The following is a 21,167-nucleotide window of genomic DNA, read 5'->3' on the forward strand; positions in this document are numbered from 1 at the left end:
TGTTATTTTCGGTAATCTATGATTGATTTAAACAGTACTGCTTCAAAAATTAACAACCTTGAGCTACTTGCTAAACAAGTGGTAGAAGGCTTTATTACAGGAATGCATAAAAGTCCATTTCACGGATTTTCAGTTGAATTTTCTGAACACAAACTCTACAACAAAGGAGAAAGTACTCGACATATAGATTGGAAGCTATTTGCCAAAACTGAAAAATTGTACACTAAAAAGTACGAAGAAGAAACGAATCTTAGGTGTCATATAATCATTGATAATTCTGCGTCGATGCATTATCCTCCAAGCAATAATGAATCAATAAATGATTTAAATAAGATTGGTTTCTCTGCAGTAGCAGCTGCCTCTTTAATGGATATCTTAAAGCGACAACGTGATGCTGTTGGTTTAAGTATTTACTCTGACACTTATGAATACTATGCTCCAGAAAAAGGTAGTGAACGTCATCGTAAAATGTTATTACATCAATTAGAGCATTTATTATCATCTAATTCTACTTCAAATACAAAAACCTATCAATACTTACATGAAATAGCAGAGAAGATTCATAGAAGGTCTTTAATTTTCTTATTTACCGATATGTTTCAAACTTCAAAGAATGAAGAAGAACTTTTTAATGCTTTAAGACATCTAAAATTTAATAAACATGAAGTAGTATTGTTTCATACATATGATAAAAAAACAGAATTTTTGTTTGATTTTGATAACTCACCAAAAAAATTTGTGGATGTTGAAACTGGAGAAGAAATAAATTTATACGCAGAAAATGTACAGCAAAAATATCAAGAATTGAGCTCCTTTTTTTTCAAAAACCTAAAAAACAAATGCTTACAATATAAAATAGATTACATTCCTGTAGATATTAGTGAAGGTTATGATAAAGTGCTTATAGCTTATCTTATCACTAGACAGAATTTTTTATAAATAACTCTTTTTTATTTAAAAAAAGGTTATATATTTGCATCCGCTTAGAGCAACGGTCTGGTAGTTCAGCTGGTTAGAATACATGCCTGTCACGCATGGGGTCGCGGGTTCGAGTCCCGTCCAGACCGCTAAAGTTTCTCTAAAACATATAACATATTGCTTAAAGCAACGGTCTGGTAGTTCAGCTGGTTAGAATACATGCCTGTCACGCATGGGGTCGCGGGTTCGAGTCCCGTCCAGACCGCAAAAAGCTTCTCATTTTGAGAAGCTTTTTTCTTTTTTACACTTTTTTTAAAAAAAATTTGGTTTAGTTAAATTTATTTCTAAGATTTGTTCCGTACAAAAAACACAAATACAATGATGTTACAAAACGTATGGCAAGGTTTCTATTTTTACTTTTACTTTTTTAGTAAGAGACGAGACTTTGTATCATATTGTTAACCTAACAAAAAATATATACCCAATCAAAGTCTCGAATTTATCGAGGCTTTTTTTTTGATGTAAAATGAAAAAAATAGCCATTCAAGGAATACAAGGAAGCAACCACCATATTGTTGCAAACAACTACTACGGAGAAAACATCGACTTACACAAGTGCTTATCTTTTGACGTATTGGTTGATAGCCTTATTAATTCAAGAAGTGAGCAAGCAATTATGGCTTTAGAAAACACCATAGCAGGCTCAATCATACCCAACTATGCCCTAATTGACAAGTACAATTTGCATATTTCTGGTGAGTATTACTTGTCTATACATCATCATTTAATGGCGTTACCTGACCAACGAATTGAAGACATTACTGAGGTTTGCTCACATCCAATGGCATTACTACAATGTAAAGAATTTTTCAAACAACATAAGCACATCAAGTTAGTTGAAGATGTTGACACTTCCGCTGTTGCAAAAAGAATCGCGGATCAACAATTAAAAGGAGTTGCAGCAATTGCACCAAAAATGGCTGCTGATATTTTTAATTTATCAGTTATTGAAGATGAAATTCAAACGATTAAAAACAACGCAACTCGTTTTGTATTTCTTCAAACAAGTCTTCCAAAAAATGGTAAAAGTGAAATCAATAAAGCTTCATTAAAATTTGAACTAGATCACAAAAGAGGAAGTTTAGCTACAGTACTAAATGTAATGAGCGACTGTAAATTAAACCTTACTAAAATACAATCGCTACCCAAAATCGAGACACCTTGGAAGTACTCTTTTTTCGTAGATGTAACTTTTGAAAAATATAAAGATTACGAAAAAGCAAAAGCCATCATACAAATTATGGCAGAAGAATTTAAAATATTAGGCGAATACAAAAACGGAAGATTATGATACAGTTTGCTAACAGACTACAAACCGTACAGGAATACTACTTCTCTAAAAAACTACAAGAAGTACGTCAATTAATTTCAGAAGGTAAACCAATCATAAATATTGGAATTGGGAGCCCTGATTTACAACCTCCAACATCAGTATTGAAAGCTATTCAAGATAGTTTACAAGATACTGGAGCACATAGTTATCAGAGTTATCAAGGCTTACCTGAATTTAGACAAGCTGTTTCAAGTTTTTATCATAAAAACTATCAAGTTAGTATTAATCCTGCTAACGAAGTACTTCCTTTAATGGGAAGTAAAGAGGGAATTATGCATATTTCATTGGCTTTTTTAAACGAAGGAGATCAGGTATTAATTCCTAATCCAGGATACCCGACCTATAGCTCTGTTACTAATTTACTAGGAGGTAAACCTATTTTTTACAATTTAGATGAAGCTACTAACTGGCAACCTGATTTTGAAGCTTTGGAAAAACTCGACACCTCAAGAATAAAGTTGATGTGGGTAAATTATCCGCACATGCCAACGGGTGCCGATGCTACCAAAGAAACTTTTCAAAAGTTGATTGACTTTGGAAAAAAACATAACATAATTATTGTAAATGACAATCCGTATAGCTTTATATTGAATGAACACCCTCAAAGTATTTTACAAATTGAAGGCGCAAAAGATGTTGCTTTAGAATTAAACTCAGTGAGTAAATCTTTTAACATGGCTGGATGGCGTGTTGGAATGTTATTAGGTAAACCTGAATTTTTAACTGAAATTTTAAAAGTAAAAACTCAAATGGATTCAGGTATGTTTTATGGAATTCAGAAAGGAGCTACCAAAGCATTAGAACTAGATAAGGATTGGTTTACTCAACTAAACAACACCTATAAAAAAAGGCAAAAACTAGTGTTTGAGTTAGCAGAAAAATTAGGATGTACCTACGATAAAAACGCATCTGGAATGTTTGTTTGGTGCAAACTTCCTGATGGAAAAACATCTGAAGAAATGATTGATGATTTACTATATAATAAACACATCTTCGCTGCTCCAGGAACCATTTTTGGTAATCAAGGAGAAGGCTATATTCGTTTCTCATTATGCGTTCCAGAAGAAAAAATTAACGAAGCAATCAACAGAATATAATGAACGTATTTATCATAGGACTAGGATTAATCGGCGGAAGTTTTGCCTTAGATATTCAGCTAGGATTTAAAAATGCTACTATCTACGGAATAGATTCCAACGAAGAGCATGGAGACCTTGCTTTAGAGAAAAGGATTATCCATCAAAAAGCAACTTTTTCAGAGTTGAAAAATGCAGATATCGTTATTGTTGCCATTCCTGTAGATGTTTCTAAAGAGGTGATCTTAAAAACATTAGATAGCATCTCTGATACTTGTTTGGTTTTTGATGTAGGTTCGACTAAAGAACTGATTTGCGATGCTGTTAAAAATCATCCGAAAAGAAGAAATTTTTTAGCAACACACCCTATTGCTGGAACGGAATTTTCAGGACCTAATGCGGCTTTGACAAATTTATTTAGAGGTAAAACCAACATTATTTGTGAAGTAGAAAAAACAGCTTTCAAATTACAGGAAAAAGCATTAGATATATTTTCAAAATTAGGAATGCGTATTCGATACATGGATCCAAAATCGCACGATAAGCATATAGCCTATGTATCACATTTATCACATATCAGCTCTTTCATGTTAGGTAAAACAGTTATTGAAAAAGAGAAAAACGAGCGTGACATTTTTGATATGGCTGGTAGTGGATTTGCTTCTACTGTGCGTTTAGCAAAAAGCTCACCAGCAATGTGGACACCTATTTTTGAGCAAAATAAAGAAAATGTTATTGAGTCTCTGAATGAATATATTCATAACTTACAACAATTCAAAACTTTATTAGAAAACAACGATTTTCCAGAAATCTATATAGAAATGGAAAACACCAATCATATAAAACAAATATTAAATGGAATTTTAGAGGGAATACCTCAACAATAAGAATATCAAAAATGGAGAATACAAAAGAGTTAAAAAAATGGTTAGATGCTTTCGGGTTAGGGCATCCACTAGTAATTGCAGGACCTTGTAGCGCCGAAACAGAAGAACAAGTACTACAAATTGCACACGAATTAAAAGATACAGATGCTACTGTTTTAAGAGCTGGAATTTGGAAACCTCGTACAAGACCAGGTAATTTTGAAGGTGTGGGTGCTTTAGGGCTAAAATGGTTACAAAAAGCAAAGCAAGAAACAGGAATGTTAATTGCTACTGAAGTAGCTAACAAAGACCACGTAAAACTTGCAATTGAGCACGACGTAGACATCTTATGGATTGGTGCTCGCACTACCGTAAGTCCTTTTATTGTTCAAGAAATAGCAGATGCTTTAGAGGGTACAGATAAAATTGTTTTAGTAAAAAACCCTGTAAACCCCGATTTACCATTGTGGTTAGGTGCCATAGAACGCTTGTACGCTAAAAACATTAAAAAACTAGGGGTTATTCATAGAGGATTCTCTACTTATGAAAAAACAAGGTACCGTAACAACCCTGAATGGCAAATTCCTATTGAATTGCAAAACCGTTTCCCTGATTTACCACTGATTTGTGATCCGTCACACATCGCTGGTCGTCGTGATATTATTTTCGATGTTTGTCAAACTGCATTAGACTTAAATTTTGATGGTTTAATGGTTGAAACTCATTACGATCCAGATAATGCATGGAGCGATGCAGCTCAGCAAATTACTCCTAAATCATTAATTCAAATGATGATTGATTTAAAAGTTAGAAAAGCCACAGATACAGAAACTGAGTACAGAAATGCTTTAAATACGCTACGTACTCAAATTGACGTAGTAGATCATCAACTCATTGAAATGTTAGGAAAGCGTATGAAAATAGCAGACTCTATTGGTCAGTTAAAAAAAGAGAAAAACGTCGCTATTTTACAAACTAAACGGTGGAATGAGATACTAGGCAAAATGATTTTAGAAGGTGATGAACGTGGTTTAAGTGAAGAGTTTGTACTTAAAATGTTCAAAGCAATACATCAAGAAAGTATCAATCATCAAGAGAAAATAATTAATAAATAAAAAAAGCGCCAAATGGCGCTTTTTTTATTTCTTTAATCTTTTAAAGATATATCTTGTTATAAATAATCCATTTTTATCTCCTTTACCTCCATAACTTTCTACTCCTGTATTAACAAAAGCTAAGTCCCATCCTTCTTCTGTCATAGTGTTAATTTTCGAAGAAATAACAGCATCATTAGCTACAATGTTTTGGAACCTTATTCCTCCTAAGTTAAAGAAGTTTAATAATTTTGTTTCTTCAAAATTTTTAACTCTAATTTCTGAACGATCAGATTTGTTTCTTTTATCTTTTTCTTTATCATCAGATCTTGTTGAGGTGAAATCTTTAAAATCTCTACTTTCATTAGAAGATAATAACCTTGACCTCCCCATTCCATTTGGAACCGTTGACTCAACACTTGTAATCACTTTGTACTCATAAGACTGAGCTACAACCGAAAACGATGATACAGCAAAAGCAATTGCTAATAATAATTTTTTCATAATGTTTTTAAAATTTAAGCAACGAATATATTATATTTTTATGAATAATCCGCATCTTTGTTTTATGATAGGAACGGTTTACAAATCTACAGGAAGTTGGTATTGGGTAAAATCTGAAGGCGAGCTATATAAGTGTCGCATTAAAGGAAAGTTTCGTATCAAAGGAATTAAAAGTACCAATCCCATCTCTGTAGGTGATATTGTTGATTTTTCGTTAGAAACTAAAAATGATGAAGAAACAGGATTGATTACTAATATTCACGAACGAGAAAACTATATCGTTCGCAAGTCTGTTAATCTTTCAAAACAAACTCATGTTATTGCTTCTAATATTGATCAGGTGTTTTTATTGATTACTATTGACAACCCTCCTACATTTACGACTTTCATTGATCGCTTTTTAGTTACTTCCGAAGCCTATTCAATTAAAACTATATTAGTTTTCAATAAAATTGATTCTTACGAAATTGAGCAGCGTGCCGAAATTTTGTATTTAAAAGATATTTATGAAGCCATCGGTTACAAATGCATTGAAGTTTCCGCGACTAAAAACATCAATATTGATAAAATAAAAGAGATGATGACAGACAAAGTAAGTATGTTTGCAGGTCATTCAGGAGTTGGAAAAACAACCTTAGTTAACGCTATTGAACCATCTTTAGACTTAAAAACGAAAGAAATTTCTGAACAACACAAACAAGGACAACACACTACTACGTTTGCTGAAATGTTCGATTTAAGTTTTAATGCTCGTATTATTGACACTCCCGGAATTAAAGGTTTTGGTGTAGTTGATATGGACAAAGATGAATTAGGCGATTATTTTCCTGAGTTTTTTGCTTTAAAACAAAACTGCAAATTCAACAATTGCATTCATATTAACGAACCACAGTGCGCAGTTAAAGAAGCCTTAGAAAATGAAGAAATAGCTTGGTCTCGTTATAAAAGTTATCTACAAATTTTAGAAGGCGAAGAAGAACACTACAGAACCGACATTTGGGAGTAATATAATTTTTTAGTCTAATCTCCACTAAGGTTCAAAACATTCAAATATTTAAAAATTCAACAATTTATATAAAATGAAAATTGTCATTCAACGTGTTTCAAAAGCTAGCGTTACTATTGAAGGTGAAAGAGTAGCTAAAATACAACAAGGGCTTTTAATTTTACTTGGAATTGTTACTGAAGATACACCTGATGATATTAAATGGCTCTCAAACAAAATAACAAACCTTCGTATTTTTAATGACGAAGAAGGTGTTATGAATAAATCGATTAAAGATATAAATGGAGATGCTATTATAGTAAGTCAATTTACTTTACACGCTTCTACCAAAAAAGGAAATCGTCCTAGTTATATTAAAGCTGCCAAACCTGATGTTGCTATTCCTTTATATGAAAAGTTTGTTCAACAAATTGAGGTTGATTTAGGTAAAAAAGTACAAACAGGTCAGTTTGGTGCGGATATGAAGGTAGAGTTGCTAAATGATGGACCTATAACTATCATTATTGATTCCAAAGATAAAAAATAATTTCCATGGGAATTATTTTTAATTATATTTGTATCTGATTAAGTATCATTATTAAAAACACAAAAATGAAAAAAACAATTTTAGCTATTGCATTTGTTGCAATTGGAGCTGTTTCTTGTAAAACAGATAAAAACAAGACTACTGTTAGTGACGAAATTAAAGAAGTTGCAAAAACAGAGAATGTTATTAATACTTATAAGGCTAACATCGCTGAATCTTCTGTTGCTTGGAAAGGTAGCAAACCTACTGGTTCTCATAATGGTGTCGTAAGTTTAAGTAAAGGAACGTTAGAAATCGAAAACGGAAACGTAAAATCTGGTGAGTTCATTATTGACATGACTACTATTTCTTGTGAAGATTTAAAAGCTGGAGACGGTAAAGAAGATTTAGAGGGACACTTAAAAAATGCTGATTTCTTTGATGTTGAAAAATTCCCTACTGCTAAATTTCAAGTAGCTAACTCTGAAGTAAAAGGTGGAAAAGTACACGTTACAGGGAACTTAACTCTTAAAGACGTTACTAAAAGTATTACTATACCTGCTACTATTACAGAAGCTGATGATATGGTAACTTTTAAAAGTGATACTTTTAGTATTGACAGAACTGACTTTGGTGTTACTTACAAGTCTAAAAAAATTGACGCTGCTTTAAAAGACAAATTCATCAATGATTTAATGGAAATTTCTTTTGAAATCAAAGCTAAAAAATAATTTTTAGTTCTAAAGCATAAAAAAAGGTTGACAATTGTCAACCTTTTTTTATGCTTTTATAAACTCTTCCACTTCAAACAGTTCTTTAAAATGTTTTATAATTTTCTCTTTTACCTCTTCTTCCGAGACCTTTCTACCTAATTCAACTTCCATTGAAGTAACAGCTTTTCCACGTATTCCACAAGGAATAATATTATCAAAATAACCTAAGTTAGCATTCACATTTAAAGCAAAACCGTGCATAGTTACCCATCTACTGGCTCTAATTCCCATGGCACAAATTTTTCTAGCAAACGGCGTACCTACTCCAAGCCATACACCTGTTTCTCCTTCACTTCTTTCTCCTTCCAACCCATACTCTGCTATTGTTAAAATGATTGATTCCTCCAACAAACGTAAATATTTATGGATGTCTGTAAAAAAATTTTCTAAATCTAAAATTGGATAACCAACAATTTGTCCTGGTCCATGATAAGTTATATCCCCTCCTCTATTAATCTTATAAAAAGTTGCTTCTTTCTCTTTTAATTTTTCTTCATTCAACAAAAGATTTTTTATATCTCCTGATTTCCCTAAGGTGTACACATGCGGGTGCTCTACAAACAAAAAGTAATTAGGAGTTTCTATTTCACTATCTCCATTTCTTCTTTCTCTTTTTAATGATACTATTTCATCTAAAAGATTCGTTTGATAATCCCATGTTTCCTTGTAATCTTTTCTTCCTAGATCACTAATTCTTATTTTTTTATTCATAAATTGTGGCGCTAAACTACCCTACAAAGGTAGGGAAATTTAGAGTTTTACTGTTATAAACTAAACGTATATCAATAACAAAAATCATGTTTAAAAAAAGTACCCTTCCTTTTTTATTTGCTTTCTATTTATCAATAGCTAGCTTGTTTTCACAACAACTATGGACAAGGAGTCATAAAGACGCCATTACTCAACAAAAGAAAGAAATTTTTAATACAAATAACACTTTACCTAAAGAATACATTTTAATGAGTTTAAACTTAGAAGGCTTTAAAAATACATTGCCTAACTCATTATCTAAAAATACATCTAATTCAAAAATTATCCAGCTTCCTAATGCTAACGGACAACTAGAAAGATTTTCTATAAAAGAAACTTCTTATTTAGCTCCTTCCCTAGCTGAAAAATACCCTATGATTAAATCTTTTTCAGCTCAAGGAATTGACAATCCTTCTTCTTCGGCTAAGATAAGTATTGGAAAAGATGGAGTTCACGTAATTATTTCTTCAGCAAATGAAGGTACTTCCTACATAAATCCATACACCAAAGACTATAAAGAATATATTGTTTATAAGAAAAGTAGTCTACCTCCAAGCAAAGATGAATTTTCATGTAAGGTAGAAGACACTGTACAAAAAAATAACATATCACCACATCAACGAAGAAATGCTGATGATGGCAATTTAAGAACCTATAGAATGGCCATTGCTTGTACAGGTGAATATGCTCAGTTTCACATAAACAACCAAAGAGTACCATCTACAGCTAGTGATGCAGAAAAAAAAGCAGCTGTACTATCTGCTATGAATACTACAATTACTCGTGTTAATGAGGTTTATGAAAGAGATTTAGCTGTAAGAATGGTTATCGTAGACAATAATGATGCTTTAATCTTTTTAGATGCTGATACAGATGGCTTAACAAATGATAGTGCCAGAACCTTGATTGATGAAAGTCAAGAAAAATGTGATGAAATTATTGGTGATGCTAATTATGATATTGGACATACGTTTAGTACTGGAGCAGGAGGACTAGCTCAGCTAAACTCTGTTTGTGCTACAAACTATAAGGCTCAAGGAGTTACAGGAAGAAGCCGACCTATAGGAGATACTTACGATATAGATTATGTTGCTCATGAAATTGGACACCAATTCGGAGCTACTCATACATTTAATAATTCATGTGAGGGGAATAGAAGCTCTAGTACTGCTGTTGAACCAGGTAGTGGTTCAACAATTATGGGATATGCTGGTATTTGCGGTCCAAATGTACAAAATGTAAGTGATGACTATTTTCATGCGGTTAGCATTGCTCAAATGTGGAATCATATTCAAGGTTCAGGGAATTGTGCCAGCACTTCAAACACAGGTAATACTGCTCCTACAGCTAATGCGGGAAATAATGTTAGTATTCCTAAATCGACACCATTTGTTTTAAAAGGAACCGCTACAGATGTTGATGGAACAGAATCTTTATCTTATACTTGGGAACAAATTGATAATGAAGTAGCAACCATGTCTCCATTATCTACAAATACAGGAGGTCCTATGTTCAGATCATTACTTCCTTCTTCATCAGCTGATAGATACATGCCTGCACTATCTACCGTATTAAGTGGTAATACTTCTACCACATGGGAAGTTTTACCTTCTGTGGCAAGAGAATTAGATTTCGCCTTTACAGTTAGAGATAATCATATAGGAGGAGGTAGCTCAGCTAGAGATGATATAAAAATAACTGTTACAAACGCTGAAGCTTTTACTGTAACATCTCCTAATTCTGCGGTATCTTGGGGAGTTGGTTCAACCCAAACCATTATATGGAATAAAGGAACTACAGACCAATCACCTATTAACTGTGCTAATGTAAACATAAAACTTTCAACAGATGGAGGCCTTACTTACCCTATCACTCTAAAAAACAATACACCAAATGACGGTTCAGAAGATATTATTATACCTGATACCCCTACTACAAATGCACGAATATTAGTAGAAGCTTCAGATAATATTTTTTATAACATAAACAATAGCAATTTAACCATTTTCCCTACAGCTCCAACATATTCAATAGCTAATAATACAGGAGATTTATCTGTATGTAATATAGCTACAAATGAGCTTGTTTTTGATTTTGACTACAATGCTTTATACGGATTTAATGAAACAGTAAATTTGTCTTACTCAGGAGCTCCTGCTAACTCTACTGTTACGTTAAGTAATTCTTCAATAAGTAGTAGCGGTAAGTTTACCTTAACGGTAACTAACCTTACAAATATTTCAAAAGGAGATTATACAATTACTGTTACAGCTACGTCAGGTTCAATAACTAAATCTGTTGATATACTTTTAAACGTAAATGACAATCTTTGTAATTCTTCTGGAAATATTGCATCGCAATTGAGCATTACGAATGTTACCTTTAATAGTATTAACAATAACTCTACTAAAACAACTGGTTATTCTAACTTCACCAGTCAAAACACTGAGGTAGTTAGGGGTAACAACTATAACTTAACAACTACTATTAATACAGCTGGAAATGATAATGTAAAAACATTTGCTTGGATTGACTGGAACCAAAATTGTGTTTTTGATACTAATGAAACTTACGACTTAACCTCTACTAGCGCTATTTTAATCACGGTTCCTGAAGGCATCCCAACAGGAGAAACTATTATGAGAGTTTCTACAAGGTCAGACGCTGACCCAAATTCTTGTAACTTGGGCTTTAATGGTGAAGTTGAAGATTATACTATTACAGTTTTAGAACCTACTTTTTCTATTTCTAATAGTACAGGAGACCTATCTGTATGTAAACAAGCTACAAATGAAGTAACCTTTGATTTTGATTATACAGCTTTGTATGGGTTTAATGAAACTGTTAATCTTTCTTATTCAGTATCACCAACTAACCTAAATGTAACATCAAACCCTACTAGTATGAATGCTAGTGGAAAATTTACCTTAACAATAAGTAATTTAACCGCCAAAGAAGTAGATACAGGAGATTACACAATTACTGTTACTGCAGCATCAGGTTCAATGGCTAAATCAGTAAATATCCTTTTAAACGTAAACAACAGCCTTTGTAATTCTTCAGGTAACACTGAGTCTCAATTAAGTATTACTAATGTTACTTTTAATGGTATCAACAATAATTCTGATAAAGCAAATGGGTACTCTGATTTTAAATCAGTAACAACCCAAGTAGTTAGAGGAGAAACTTATGATTTAACAACCACTATCAATACAGCAGGAAACAGTAATACAAACACATTTGCTTGGATAGACTGGAACCAAAACTGTGCATTTGATGCTAATGAAACTTATGACTTAACTTCTAATACTCTTTCTATTATCGTTCCTGAAGATGCTTTATTAGGTTCTACAACTATGAGAATTTCTACAAAAGTAAATAGTAATCCTAATTCTTGTGGATTAAATTTTAATGGTGAGGTAGAAGACTATACTATTACCGTTGAAGAAAGCTTTGCTACAGACAATACGTTGTTTAATGATTTAAAAATAGGCCCAACACCCACGCTATTAAATAAAAAGCTAACAATAAACTTCAAGGTAAAAGATAAAAAATCAACAATTATTAGACTTTTTGATTTTAGGGGAAGATTACTTGAAACACAAAAATTTTCAACTATTTCTAGTCAGTTTAATGAAGAAATACAATTAACCAAAGCTACAAGCGGACTTTATTTATTACAAGTTGAAAATGCGGGTAAACAAGTGACAAGAAAAATAGTTGTTAAGTAGGTTATAAACTATGTCAGAAAAGTAAAAAGCAAGCTAATTGGCTTGCTTTTTATTTTTATCTAATATTCATTTATTAAACTTGTTTCTTAATTCCTTTTTTTATGTAATTTTACCACCCCCTAATCTGGCTGTGCCAGCAATATTAAAAACATTTTTACACAAACAATTATGCACGTAGCAATTGCCGGAAACATAGGCGCGGGAAAAACCACTTTAACTAAATTATTAGCAAAACACTACGATTGGGAAGCTCATTTTGAATCGGTTGATGAAAATCCATACTTAGATGATTTTTATGGAGAAATGGAGCGTTGGTCTTTTAATTTGCAAGTATACTTTTTAAATAGCCGTTTTCGTCAAGTTTTAGAACTTCGTAAATCTGGTAAAAAAATAATTCAAGATAGAACTATTTATGAAGATGCTCATATTTTTGCTCCAAACCTACATGCAATGGGGCTTATGACCAATAGAGATTATAGTAACTATTCTTCATTATTTGAATTAATGGAAAACTTAGTAACCCCTCCTGATTTATTAATTTATTTACGTGCAGATATTTCTACACTCGTAGGTCAAATTCATAAACGTGGTAGAGAATATGAAAACTCTATTAGTATTGATTATTTAAGTAGGTTAAATGAACGCTATGAAGCTTGGATTAGTCAATACAATAAAGGTAAATTATTAATTATAGATGTTGATAATTTAGATTTTGTTGATAACCAAGAAGACTTAGGTTTTATTATCGATAGAATAGATGCTCAAATAAATGGATTATTTTAAGTTTTAAAGAATTTAAGCCTACAATAACAACCTCTTTGTTTTTTAGTAAAAACAAAGAGGTTTTCTTTTATCAATCTATATCTTTATAGCGTATTCGCTATCCTAAAAAATAAAATCCACCTTCAAACAGAAATCTTACTCTCAAATCTCTTCTCTTCAAAAACAAGTTAATTACCCCTCTAAAAGGGTGTTATAATTTTTAAATTATGCATCCATTTTTTATAAATAGTCACCTAGTCACCTTACTTTTTCATCTCAAATCATTAATATTTGCTGCAATTCATTTAAGAAACTTGTTTAAAAACAAGCCTATTAACTTCTATTAGTTTAATGATTTACAGGTAGCTGAAAATGTAATCTTTTAAACTTAAAAAGAAATAGAGTAAGCAATTAACTTAAAATTAATAATTATGAAGAAAACATTTTTTTTACCAAAGGGATTAGAAAAGTTCACAAACTTACAAGCTGACAATCTAGATCTTGTTAAAGGAGGAGCTATTTATGTGGAAGAAGAAATTTATTACCCTACTAGTGGAGGAGGAAGAGTATGTCCTGACGGATTAGTTTGGAGTAACAAGCTACAAAAATGTGTGAAATTAATAGAAGTTGAAGCTGAAAAAGAGCACTTCAGATTATAACACAGAATTTTAAAATCTTCTCAAGGAAATTATACACTGTATAGTTTCCTTGTTTTAACCAACACCTTTTCTAATTATGAATTTTAATTCTTTAGCTATAAAAATTGCTAGTAGATGTAATCTTAATTGTTCATACTGTTTTATGTATAATCTTGGAGACACTACCTATAAAAACCAACCTAAATTCATGTCTTCAAAAGTTGTTGATAATATTATTGAAAAGACTAAAAATTATATAAAAAAGTATAATAAAAAAGAATTTTCCTTTATTTTCCATGGAGGCGAACCTCTACTCGCTTCTAAAGATTTTTATATTAATTTTATAAATAAAGTGCACAAAGTACAACAAGAACTAACCGATGTATCTTTTTCTTTTGACTTGCAAACAAACGGTGTTCTTTTAGATAAAAGTTGGATACAGCTATTCAAAAGCTTGAACATTTACCCTAGTGTAAGCGTTGACGGAACTAAAGAGGCACACGATATGTATAGAGTAGACCATAAAGGAAATGGCAGCTACGACACAGTTTTTGAAAGTGTCAAGTTATTAAAAAATGAAATGAATTTTGCTGACATAGCTTGTGTTATTAATATTGAAGAAAGCCCAAAAGAAATTTACGATAGTTTTAAAAAAATGAATGTTAGCTATGTAAACTTTTTAATTCCTGATTACACACATGACAATTTTCCCTTCGATAAAGACAAAACCTTAATGGCCGATTGGTTAATTAATTTATTTGATATCTGGATTAAAGATACGAATCAATTTAAAATCCCATTATTTTTAGGCTTGTTAAACTCTCTAATGAGAATTAATGAAAAAGCAAAAAACGAATCAACCGTTTTGGTTATCGAAACGAATGGAGAAATCGAGGCTATTGATTCTCTTAAAGCTTGCGGTCACGGTTTTACTAAAACAGGTCTTAATATTAAAAAGAACAATTTTCAAGACATACAACATACCTCTTTAGGTAAATTATATTTTAATGATTTTAACACAAAGCTTTGTACACAATGCTTAGAATGTCCATTAAATGAAATTTGTAAAGGAGGTAGATTGGTTCATCGTTATAGCAAAAAAAATGGTTTCAATAACCCTTCTGTTTACTGTAATGATTTAATTAAGCTTATTGCTCACATACAAAAGTTCTTTATATCATGTTATCCAGAGCTACATAAAAAAGAGAACATCCAACCAATAAAACCTATAGAAATTACAAATTATCTTTCAACTTTTGCTCAAAGCACTTACACTCCTTACAAAAAAGAATTGGAAGCTTTCTCTAAGAAAAATAAAGCATTAGCTAATCAATCATATTAAATCAAGTTTCTTTTAAACTCACTTAATAATATAGCTGTAGCAGTGGCAACATTTAAACTCTCCGTTTTTTGTAAATCGCCAAACCTTGGGATGGTTACAGTGTTTTTTACAATATCAGCAATTTCAAGAGAAATTCCATTTGCCTCATTTCCCATTACTAAAACTGCTTTTTGAGGTAATGGAGTAGTATAAACATTATCACCATGCATATCTGCTGTATAAACAGGCAATGGAGTACTCTTTAAAAACTTAGGCAAATCAACATATGAAACCTGAACTCTAGTTAACGATCCCATGGTAGACTGTACCACTTTTTGATTATAACAATCAACCGTATTTTTAGAACATACCAACTCAGAAATCCCAAACCAATCACACAAACGAATAATTGTTCCTAGATTTCCTGGGTCATTAATACCATCTAAAGCAACTATAAAATTGCCCTTATTAACCTCTTTTTTGTTTGGAATTTTAAAAATTCCTAAAACTTTGTTTGGTGTTTTTAAAGTACTAATCTTTTTTAACTCATTTTCAGAAATCAAAATAACCTCTACATTTTTTGAAGAAATAAAAGACTCTTCTGTAGTATATAATTGTTCTACTACCAAAGAAGACGCTAGTAATTCATTAACCACCTTTACACCTTCTGCTACAAATAATTGATGCTTTTGTCTATACTTTTTTTGCTGTAAACTAGTTATTAACTTTATGTTGTTTTTAGATAAATTCATTAAATTATTTTTAACACTCTAAAACCACTAAAAAATAGTATTTTTGATTCTTAATACGAGGCGTAAAGTTAATGAAAAAACTTTCTTTCTTCTTTTTATTAGTAGGCTTATTCAGCTCATGTAGCACAATTAAATATGTTAAAAAAAATGAGTTATTACTAGCTAAAAACACAGTATATATTGATAGTGTAAAAAACTCTAGTGATAATATTGCTGAATTATTATTACAACGCCCTAACGCTAAGGCTTTGGGTATACCATTATCATTACATTTTTATAATTTAGGAAATCCCGAAGCTCCAAAAACACCTAGTGAATGGGCTAAAAAAAATCCAAAAACCTATAATTTTTACAAAGATGTATTTTCAGAAAAGCAAAGTATAGCTGTAGCTAAAACACTTATTGGTTTTAATAATTGGTTTTTAACTAGTGGGGAACCCCCAATTATTATTGACGATAAAAAAACAGATAAAACTGTAGATAACTTGAAAGCTTACTTTCAAACTGAAGGATATTTTAGAGCTAAAGTTTTCTCTAAAAAAGATACTATTGGTAAGAAAAAAGGAGAAATTAGCTACCATATTACCAAAGGGAATCCTTCTTATTTAGATAGTATTAAAACTTTTATTACATCTCCAGTTCTTGATTCTTTATATCAACTTACAAAAAAGAAAAGCTACCTAAAACCTGGAGATCATTATAAGAATGACAACTTTATAAAGGAAGCGAATCGACTTGTAAAACTTTTTAGGAATAAAGGAATATATCAATTTAATGAAAATTATATCTCCTTTGAAAATGACACTTTAAAAAATTATGAAAAAACCGATGTAGATATCAATATTTCTGATAAAACTATTCCTTTTCAAATTCAGAAATTAAGAAAAGTAAACGTTTATACCGACTATAATTATAGCACTAGAAACTCTAAGCATAAAGACAGTGTAAGTTATAATGGAATTAATTTTTACGCACTTCGAAAACTAAAATACAATCCTAAGTACTTATCTCAATCTTTATTCATAAAACCAAATACCGTTTATAGTGACTCACTAAGAAATTTAACACGCACACATTTAAGAGGATTAAAAAACTTCAAAGCAACCTCTATTCGATATAATGAATTAAGCGAAAACGAACTGGAAGCCAATGTATATTTAACCCCTATAGAAAAATACACTTTAGGTTTTGAAACAGAATTATCACGTTCCAACATTCGTAACTTTGATGTTTCTTTAAAGTTTTCATTAACTAATAGAAATACATTTAAAGGTGCTGAGCTTTTTAAACTCTCTACTTTTGGTTCTTATTTTAACTCCAATAATGGACCCGGTTGGGAAATTGGTTCGGATATTTCACTAGAAGTTCCTCGATTTATGGCTCCTTTCGGATTGCATAAATTGGTTCCAAAAAGAATGTTTCCTAGAACTAAGTTTTACTCAGGAATAGGAATTCAAAAAAACATAGGATTGGATAAACAAAATATATCTATTGGTATAGATTACAAATGGGACTATAACAAAAGAAAATCCATTCAATTAGAACTATTAAATACTCAATATATTAGAAATCTAAATGTTGATAATTATTTTTCTATATATAATTCTGAATATCGAAAATTATCTGAAGTCGCTGAAATTTATGATCCTTCATATACGTTTCCAGACAATACCCCTAGTAACTCAGGTGAAATAATTAATTTCATTTCAGGCGTTCTTACCGATGCTAATTTTGCAGCATCAAACCCAATTGAGTTTCAAAACGTCTTAAACCTTGCTAACAGATATAATATTGTAACATCCGACTTTTTAATTCCAGAAATAGCCTATAGTTATACCTATAATAATCAAGAAAGTATTAAAGATGCTAGCTTTTCTTTTTTTAAGTTTAGAGTTGCTAACTCAGGAAATATTATGGGGCTTTTATCAAATAAGAGCAATAGTTCTGGACAAAAAACTGTTTTTAAAATTCCTATTGCTCAATATTTTAAAACAGATATTGAGTATAAAAAATATTGGGATTTAGGTGATAACAATGTTTTAGCGCACAGAACTTTTCTTGGAGCTATTTTTACTTATGATAATTCTGGCGTTCCTTTTTCTCGTAGTTATTTTGCAGGAGGTTCTAACGACATACGTGCATGGAGAACCTACGATTTGGGTCCTGGTACTAGAGCACCTCTTCTTGAATACAACATTGGTAGCTTAAAATTTTTAACTAGCTTTGAATACCGTTTTAACGTTTTTGGTTCTTTAAAGTCTGCTTTATTTATTGATGCAGGAAACATTTGGGATATAACCAACACAGAATTTGTTGATGATCCAGCTAAATTTAATGGTTTTAAATCGTTAAAAGATATGGCTGTTGGTGCTGGTTTCGGGCTTCGTTACGACTTTAAATTTTTAATTGCAAGATTGGATTTAGGATTCAAAGCACATGAACCATATTTAACTAATAATAAGTGGTTCCAAAACTTCAATTTCTCTAACTCTGTGCTAAATATAGGTATTAATTACCCCTTTTAACAAAGTACTTTCTAATAAAAATTTATCGCAACTTGTATAAAAAAGTGTAGATTTGTTCCTTAAACTAAGTAACACACTACTAAACAAAATAAAAAATGATTAAACCTGGAGTTGCCACCGGAAAAGAAGTTCAAGCAATTTTTAAATTAGCAAAACAAAAAGGTTTTGCTTTACCTGCTGTTAATGTTGTAGGATCAAACACAATTAATACGGTTTTAGAAACAGCTAAAGAACTTAACTCGCCTGTAATAATCCAGTTCTCTAATGGAGGTGCTCAATTCAATGCAGGTAAAGGCTTATCAAATGATAATGAAAAAGCTGCTATTGCTGGTGCAGTAGCTGGTGCTAAACATATACACTTATTAGCAGAGGCATATGGTATTCCTGTTATTTTACATACCGATCATGCTGCAAAAAAATTATTACCTTGGATTGATGGTTTATTAGATGCTAGTGAGCAATTTTATAAAGAAACAGGAAAACCTCTATACAGTTCTCACATGATTGACTTAAGTGAAGAACCAATAGAAGAAAATATTGAAATTTGTAAAGAATACCTTGCTCGTATGAGTAAAATGGGAATGACTTTAGAAATCGAATTAGGAATTACTGGAGGTGAAGAAGACGGTGTTGATAATACAGATGTTGATAGCTCTAAATTATACACACAACCAGAAGAAGTAGCCTATGCTTATGAAGAATTAATGAAAGTTAGTCCACAATTTACTATTGCTGCTGCCTTCGGAAATGTTCACGGAGTATATAAACCAGGAAACGTAAAATTAACTCCAAAAATTTTAAAGAACTCACAAGAACACATTTCAGAAAAATATAACGTTCCTCATAACACAATCGACTTTGTTTTCCACGGAGGATCTGGTTCTACTTTAGAAGAAATTCGTGAAGCAATTAGTTACGGAGTTATAAAAATGAATATCGATACTGATTTGCAATATGCATTTACCGAAGGTGTTCGTGATTATATGAAAGAAAAATCTGCATATTTGCAATCTCAAATCGGTAACCCTGAAGGAGATGATATTCCTAACAAAAAACATTATGACCCTCGTAAATGGTTACGTGAAGGAGAACAAACTTTTAAAGCTAGATTAAAGAAAGCTTTTGAAGACCTAAATAATGTAAACACATTATAAAATTCTTTGAAAAAAGAAAAACCAAACAACTAAAGATTAAAAAACTAAATTATGGCTTGGTTTAAACGTACAGACAAAGGGATTCAAACCCCAACAGAAGAAAAAAAAGACACACCAAAAGGCTTGTGGTATAAAACCCCAAGCGGAAAGATAATTGACACAGACGAACTTAAAAAAAATTTATACGTAAGTCCAGAAGATGGATATCATGTGCGTATAGGGAGTAAAGAATATTTTGAAATATTTTTTGACGATAATAAGTTCACAGAACTTGATCCAAAATTATCTGCTAAAGACCCATTAAAATTTGAGGATACTAAAAAGTACCCTGAAAAACTAAAAGCTGCTCAGAAGAAAACAGGATTAAAAGATGCTGCTCGTGCTGCTGTTGGTAAATCAATGGGAAAAGATTTAGTAATTGCTTCAATGGATTTTGCTTTTATTGGTGGATCTATGGGAAGTGTTGTTGGTGAAAAAATAGCAAGAGCTATTGATCATTCTATCAAAAACAATATTCCTTTCTTAATGATTTCTAAATCAGGAGGAGCTCGTATGCAAGAGGCTTTACTTTCTTTAATGCAATTAGCTAAAACTTCTGCAAAGCTAGCGCAATTAGCAGAGGCTAAAATTCCATATATATCTTTATGTACCGATCCAACTACTGGAGGAACTACAGCTTCATTTGCCATGTTAGGAGATATAAACATTGCTGAACCAAATGCTTTAATTGGATTTGCAGGACCTCGTGTAGTAAAAGACACTACTGGTAAAGATTTACCAGAAGGCTTCCAACGTTCTGAATTTTTATTAGAACACGGTTTCTTAGATGGTATTTACGAACGAAAAGACTTAAAAAAACAGGTAAACTTGTATTTAGATTTAATACAAAATCAACCTGTAAGAGCATAACAAAAAAGCTAGCGATTGCTAGCTTTTTTGCTTTCTAACTTTTTCGTTACCATTCAAAAAAATAATCGTACATTTGCATCTTCAATGTAAATGCATTGAGTACATAATAATCATTTAAATAATATTGGCATGTATTTAACAAAAGAAGTTAAAGAACAAATCTTCGCAAAACACGGTAAAGGAGCAAATGATACTGGTACTGCAGAAGGTCAAATCGCGTTATTTACGCACAGAATTAACCACTTAACTGAGCATTTAAAGAAAAATCGTAAAGATTTTAACACAGAACGCTCGTTAGTACGTATGGTAGGTAAGCGTAGAAGCTTATTAGATTATCTAAAGAAAAAAGAGATTAATAGATATCGTGCGATTATTAAAGAATTAGGAATTAGAAAATAATTCTACAAGAAAAGAGGCTCTATAAACGTGCCTCTTTTTTATTTTTACATGAAGTTTATTTCTGACTAACAAACAGAAATTTATATATAAA

19 protein-coding genes and 2 tRNA genes are annotated in these 21,167 nt (G+C 31.5%); 18 read left to right on the forward strand and 3 right to left on the reverse strand.

Annotation, left to right across the window (positions count from 1 at the left end; translation table 11 throughout):
- Positions 1-18: 18 nt before the first annotated feature.
- The 7 genes from NH341_RS07455 (at position 19) to NH341_RS07485 (ending at position 5,368) form a co-directional block, all read left to right on the forward strand.
- Positions 19-939: a DUF58 domain-containing protein gene (locus NH341_RS07455; protein WP_073181843.1), complete on the forward strand. Its 921-nt coding sequence runs from the start codon at positions 19-21 to the stop codon at positions 937-939.
- 54 nt (positions 940-993) lie between these two features.
- A tRNA-Asp gene (locus NH341_RS07460) sits at positions 994-1,067 on the forward strand.
- 42 nt (positions 1,068-1,109) lie between these two features.
- Positions 1,110-1,183 (forward strand) — tRNA-Asp (locus NH341_RS07465).
- A 261-nt stretch (positions 1,184-1,444) separates the two neighbouring features.
- The gene (locus NH341_RS07470) at positions 1,445-2,269 is read left to right on the forward strand and encodes a prephenate dehydratase (RefSeq protein WP_253056267.1); all 825 of its coding nucleotides are present in this window, start codon (positions 1,445-1,447) and stop codon (positions 2,267-2,269) included.
- Positions 2,266-3,408 carry a pyridoxal phosphate-dependent aminotransferase gene (locus NH341_RS07475; protein ID WP_253056269.1) on the forward strand — a complete coding sequence of 381 codons (1,143 nt, stop codon included), beginning with the start codon at positions 2,266-2,268 and terminating at the stop codon, positions 3,406-3,408. Before NH341_RS07470 ends, NH341_RS07475 begins: the two co-directional genes overlap by 4 nt.
- Positions 3,408-4,274, forward strand: a complete 867-nt coding sequence (locus tag NH341_RS07480) for a prephenate dehydrogenase (RefSeq protein WP_253056271.1) — start codon at positions 3,408-3,410, stop codon at positions 4,272-4,274. Before NH341_RS07475 ends, NH341_RS07480 begins: the two co-directional genes overlap by 1 nt.
- An 11-nt stretch (positions 4,275-4,285) precedes the next feature.
- Entirely contained in the window at positions 4,286-5,368 is a 1,083-nt protein-coding gene (locus NH341_RS07485) for a bifunctional 3-deoxy-7-phosphoheptulonate synthase/chorismate mutase type II (protein ID WP_159614047.1), read from the forward strand.
- Positions 5,369-5,392: 24 nt separating this feature from the next.
- Here NH341_RS07485 and NH341_RS07490 read toward each other — a convergent pair whose 3' ends face one another.
- Positions 5,393-5,851 carry a hypothetical protein gene (locus tag NH341_RS07490; protein ID WP_159614049.1) on the reverse strand — a complete coding sequence of 153 codons (459 nt, stop codon included), beginning with the start codon at positions 5,849-5,851 and terminating at the stop codon, positions 5,393-5,395.
- A 64-nt stretch (positions 5,852-5,915) separates the two neighbouring features.
- On the opposite strand from NH341_RS07490, the gene rsgA reads away from it, so the two are divergent.
- The 3 genes from rsgA (at position 5,916) to NH341_RS07505 (ending at position 8,093) form a co-directional block, all read left to right on the forward strand.
- Entirely contained in the window at positions 5,916-6,857 is a 942-nt protein-coding gene (gene rsgA, locus NH341_RS07495) for a ribosome small subunit-dependent GTPase A (RefSeq protein ID WP_159493304.1), read from the forward strand.
- A 73-nt stretch (positions 6,858-6,930) separates the two neighbouring features.
- Entirely contained in the window at positions 6,931-7,383 is a 453-nt protein-coding gene (gene dtd / locus NH341_RS07500) for a D-aminoacyl-tRNA deacylase (protein ID WP_047788600.1), read from the forward strand.
- Between the two features lie 65 nt (positions 7,384-7,448).
- Positions 7,449-8,093 (forward strand): YceI family protein, encoded by a 645-nt coding sequence (locus NH341_RS07505; RefSeq protein WP_253056273.1) that lies wholly within the window; start codon positions 7,449-7,451, stop codon positions 8,091-8,093.
- Between the two features lie 48 nt (positions 8,094-8,141).
- On the opposite strand, the gene lipB is transcribed toward NH341_RS07505, so the two are convergent.
- On the reverse strand, positions 8,142-8,846 hold the full coding sequence (gene lipB, locus NH341_RS07510) for a lipoyl(octanoyl) transferase LipB (protein ID WP_047788602.1): 705 nt from the start codon (positions 8,844-8,846) through the stop codon (positions 8,142-8,144).
- 86 nt (positions 8,847-8,932) lie between these two features.
- On the opposite strand from lipB, the gene NH341_RS07515 reads away from it, so the two are divergent.
- The 4 genes from NH341_RS07515 to NH341_RS07530 all read left to right on the forward strand — a co-directional run bounded on the left by NH341_RS07515 (position 8,933) and on the right by NH341_RS07530 (position 15,358).
- Complete coding sequence (locus NH341_RS07515) at positions 8,933-12,616, forward strand: reprolysin-like metallopeptidase (protein ID WP_253056276.1); 3,684 nt, start codon at positions 8,933-8,935, stop codon at positions 12,614-12,616.
- A 168-nt stretch (positions 12,617-12,784) separates the two neighbouring features.
- Positions 12,785-13,399, forward strand: coding sequence for a deoxynucleoside kinase (locus NH341_RS07520; RefSeq protein WP_047788603.1), 615 nt, complete (start codon positions 12,785-12,787; stop codon positions 13,397-13,399).
- A 410-nt stretch (positions 13,400-13,809) separates the two neighbouring features.
- On the forward strand, positions 13,810-14,037 hold the full coding sequence (locus NH341_RS07525; RefSeq protein ID WP_159614053.1) for a hypothetical protein: 228 nt from the start codon (positions 13,810-13,812) through the stop codon (positions 14,035-14,037).
- 76 nt (positions 14,038-14,113) lie between these two features.
- Entirely contained in the window at positions 14,114-15,358 is a 1,245-nt protein-coding gene (locus tag NH341_RS07530) for a radical SAM protein (RefSeq protein ID WP_253056278.1), read from the forward strand.
- Here NH341_RS07530 and NH341_RS07535 read toward each other — a convergent pair.
- Positions 15,355-16,089 (reverse strand): RNA methyltransferase, encoded by a 735-nt coding sequence (locus NH341_RS07535; RefSeq protein ID WP_253056280.1) that lies wholly within the window; start codon positions 16,087-16,089, stop codon positions 15,355-15,357. The genes NH341_RS07530 and NH341_RS07535 overlap by 4 nt on opposite strands.
- Before the next feature lie 71 nt (positions 16,090-16,160).
- On the opposite strand from NH341_RS07535, the gene NH341_RS07540 reads away from it, so the two are divergent.
- The 4 genes from NH341_RS07540 to rpsO all read left to right on the forward strand — a co-directional run bounded on the left by NH341_RS07540 (position 16,161) and on the right by rpsO (position 21,076).
- On the forward strand, positions 16,161-18,614 hold the full coding sequence (locus NH341_RS07540; RefSeq protein WP_047788608.1) for a BamA/TamA family outer membrane protein: 2,454 nt from the start codon (positions 16,161-16,163) through the stop codon (positions 18,612-18,614).
- Between the two features lie 95 nt (positions 18,615-18,709).
- A complete protein-coding gene (fbaA, locus tag NH341_RS07545) occupies positions 18,710-19,768 on the forward strand; it encodes a class II fructose-bisphosphate aldolase (RefSeq protein WP_047788609.1) in 1,059 nt (352 codons plus the stop codon).
- Positions 19,769-19,819: 51 nt separating this feature from the next.
- Positions 19,820-20,677, forward strand: coding sequence for an acetyl-CoA carboxylase, carboxyltransferase subunit beta (accD, locus tag NH341_RS07550; protein WP_173360535.1), 858 nt, complete (start codon positions 19,820-19,822; stop codon positions 20,675-20,677).
- 129 nt (positions 20,678-20,806) lie between these two features.
- Entirely contained in the window at positions 20,807-21,076 is a 270-nt protein-coding gene (gene rpsO, locus NH341_RS07555; protein WP_047788611.1) for a 30S ribosomal protein S15, read from the forward strand.
- Positions 21,077-21,167 lie beyond the last annotated feature (91 nt).

It is taken from the genome of Tenacibaculum sp. XPcli2-G, from assembly GCF_024124505.1.
Classification (GTDB): domain Bacteria; phylum Bacteroidota; class Bacteroidia; order Flavobacteriales; family Flavobacteriaceae; genus Polaribacter; species Polaribacter mesophilus.

What these genes read in the sequence shown, in the direction of transcription:
- NH341_RS07520 (WP_047788603.1), top strand. Translation starts at nt 12,785, where the DNA reads ATGCACGTAGCAATTGCCGGAAACATAGGCGCGGGAAAAACCACTTTA.
- lipB (WP_047788602.1), bottom strand. Translation starts at nt 8,846, where the DNA reads ATGAATAAAAAAATAAGAATTAGTGATCTAGGAAGAAAAGATTACAAG.
- rsgA (WP_159493304.1), top strand. Translation starts at nt 5,916, where the DNA reads ATGATAGGAACGGTTTACAAATCTACAGGAAGTTGGTATTGGGTAAAA.
- NH341_RS07485 (WP_159614047.1), top strand. Translation starts at nt 4,286, where the DNA reads ATGGAGAATACAAAAGAGTTAAAAAAATGGTTAGATGCTTTCGGGTTA.
- NH341_RS07515 (WP_253056276.1), top strand. Translation starts at nt 8,933, where the DNA reads ATGTTTAAAAAAAGTACCCTTCCTTTTTTATTTGCTTTCTATTTATCA.
- accD (WP_173360535.1), top strand. Translation starts at nt 19,820, where the DNA reads ATGGCTTGGTTTAAACGTACAGACAAAGGGATTCAAACCCCAACAGAA.
- rpsO (WP_047788611.1), top strand. Translation starts at nt 20,807, where the DNA reads ATGTATTTAACAAAAGAAGTTAAAGAACAAATCTTCGCAAAACACGGT.
- NH341_RS07505 (WP_253056273.1), top strand. Translation starts at nt 7,449, where the DNA reads ATGAAAAAAACAATTTTAGCTATTGCATTTGTTGCAATTGGAGCTGTT.
- NH341_RS07540 (WP_047788608.1), top strand. Translation starts at nt 16,161, where the DNA reads ATGAAAAAACTTTCTTTCTTCTTTTTATTAGTAGGCTTATTCAGCTCA.
- NH341_RS07490 (WP_159614049.1), bottom strand. Translation starts at nt 5,851, where the DNA reads ATGAAAAAATTATTATTAGCAATTGCTTTTGCTGTATCATCGTTTTCG.
- NH341_RS07525 (WP_159614053.1), top strand. Translation starts at nt 13,810, where the DNA reads ATGAAGAAAACATTTTTTTTACCAAAGGGATTAGAAAAGTTCACAAAC.
- NH341_RS07455 (WP_073181843.1), top strand. Translation starts at nt 19, where the DNA reads ATGATTGATTTAAACAGTACTGCTTCAAAAATTAACAACCTTGAGCTA.
- NH341_RS07535 (WP_253056280.1), bottom strand. Translation starts at nt 16,089, where the DNA reads ATGAATTTATCTAAAAACAACATAAAGTTAATAACTAGTTTACAGCAA.
- dtd (WP_047788600.1), top strand. Translation starts at nt 6,931, where the DNA reads ATGAAAATTGTCATTCAACGTGTTTCAAAAGCTAGCGTTACTATTGAA.
- NH341_RS07475 (WP_253056269.1), top strand. Translation starts at nt 2,266, where the DNA reads ATGATACAGTTTGCTAACAGACTACAAACCGTACAGGAATACTACTTC.
- NH341_RS07530 (WP_253056278.1), top strand. Translation starts at nt 14,114, where the DNA reads ATGAATTTTAATTCTTTAGCTATAAAAATTGCTAGTAGATGTAATCTT.
- NH341_RS07470 (WP_253056267.1), top strand. Translation starts at nt 1,445, where the DNA reads ATGAAAAAAATAGCCATTCAAGGAATACAAGGAAGCAACCACCATATT.
- NH341_RS07480 (WP_253056271.1), top strand. Translation starts at nt 3,408, where the DNA reads ATGAACGTATTTATCATAGGACTAGGATTAATCGGCGGAAGTTTTGCC.
- fbaA (WP_047788609.1), top strand. Translation starts at nt 18,710, where the DNA reads ATGATTAAACCTGGAGTTGCCACCGGAAAAGAAGTTCAAGCAATTTTT.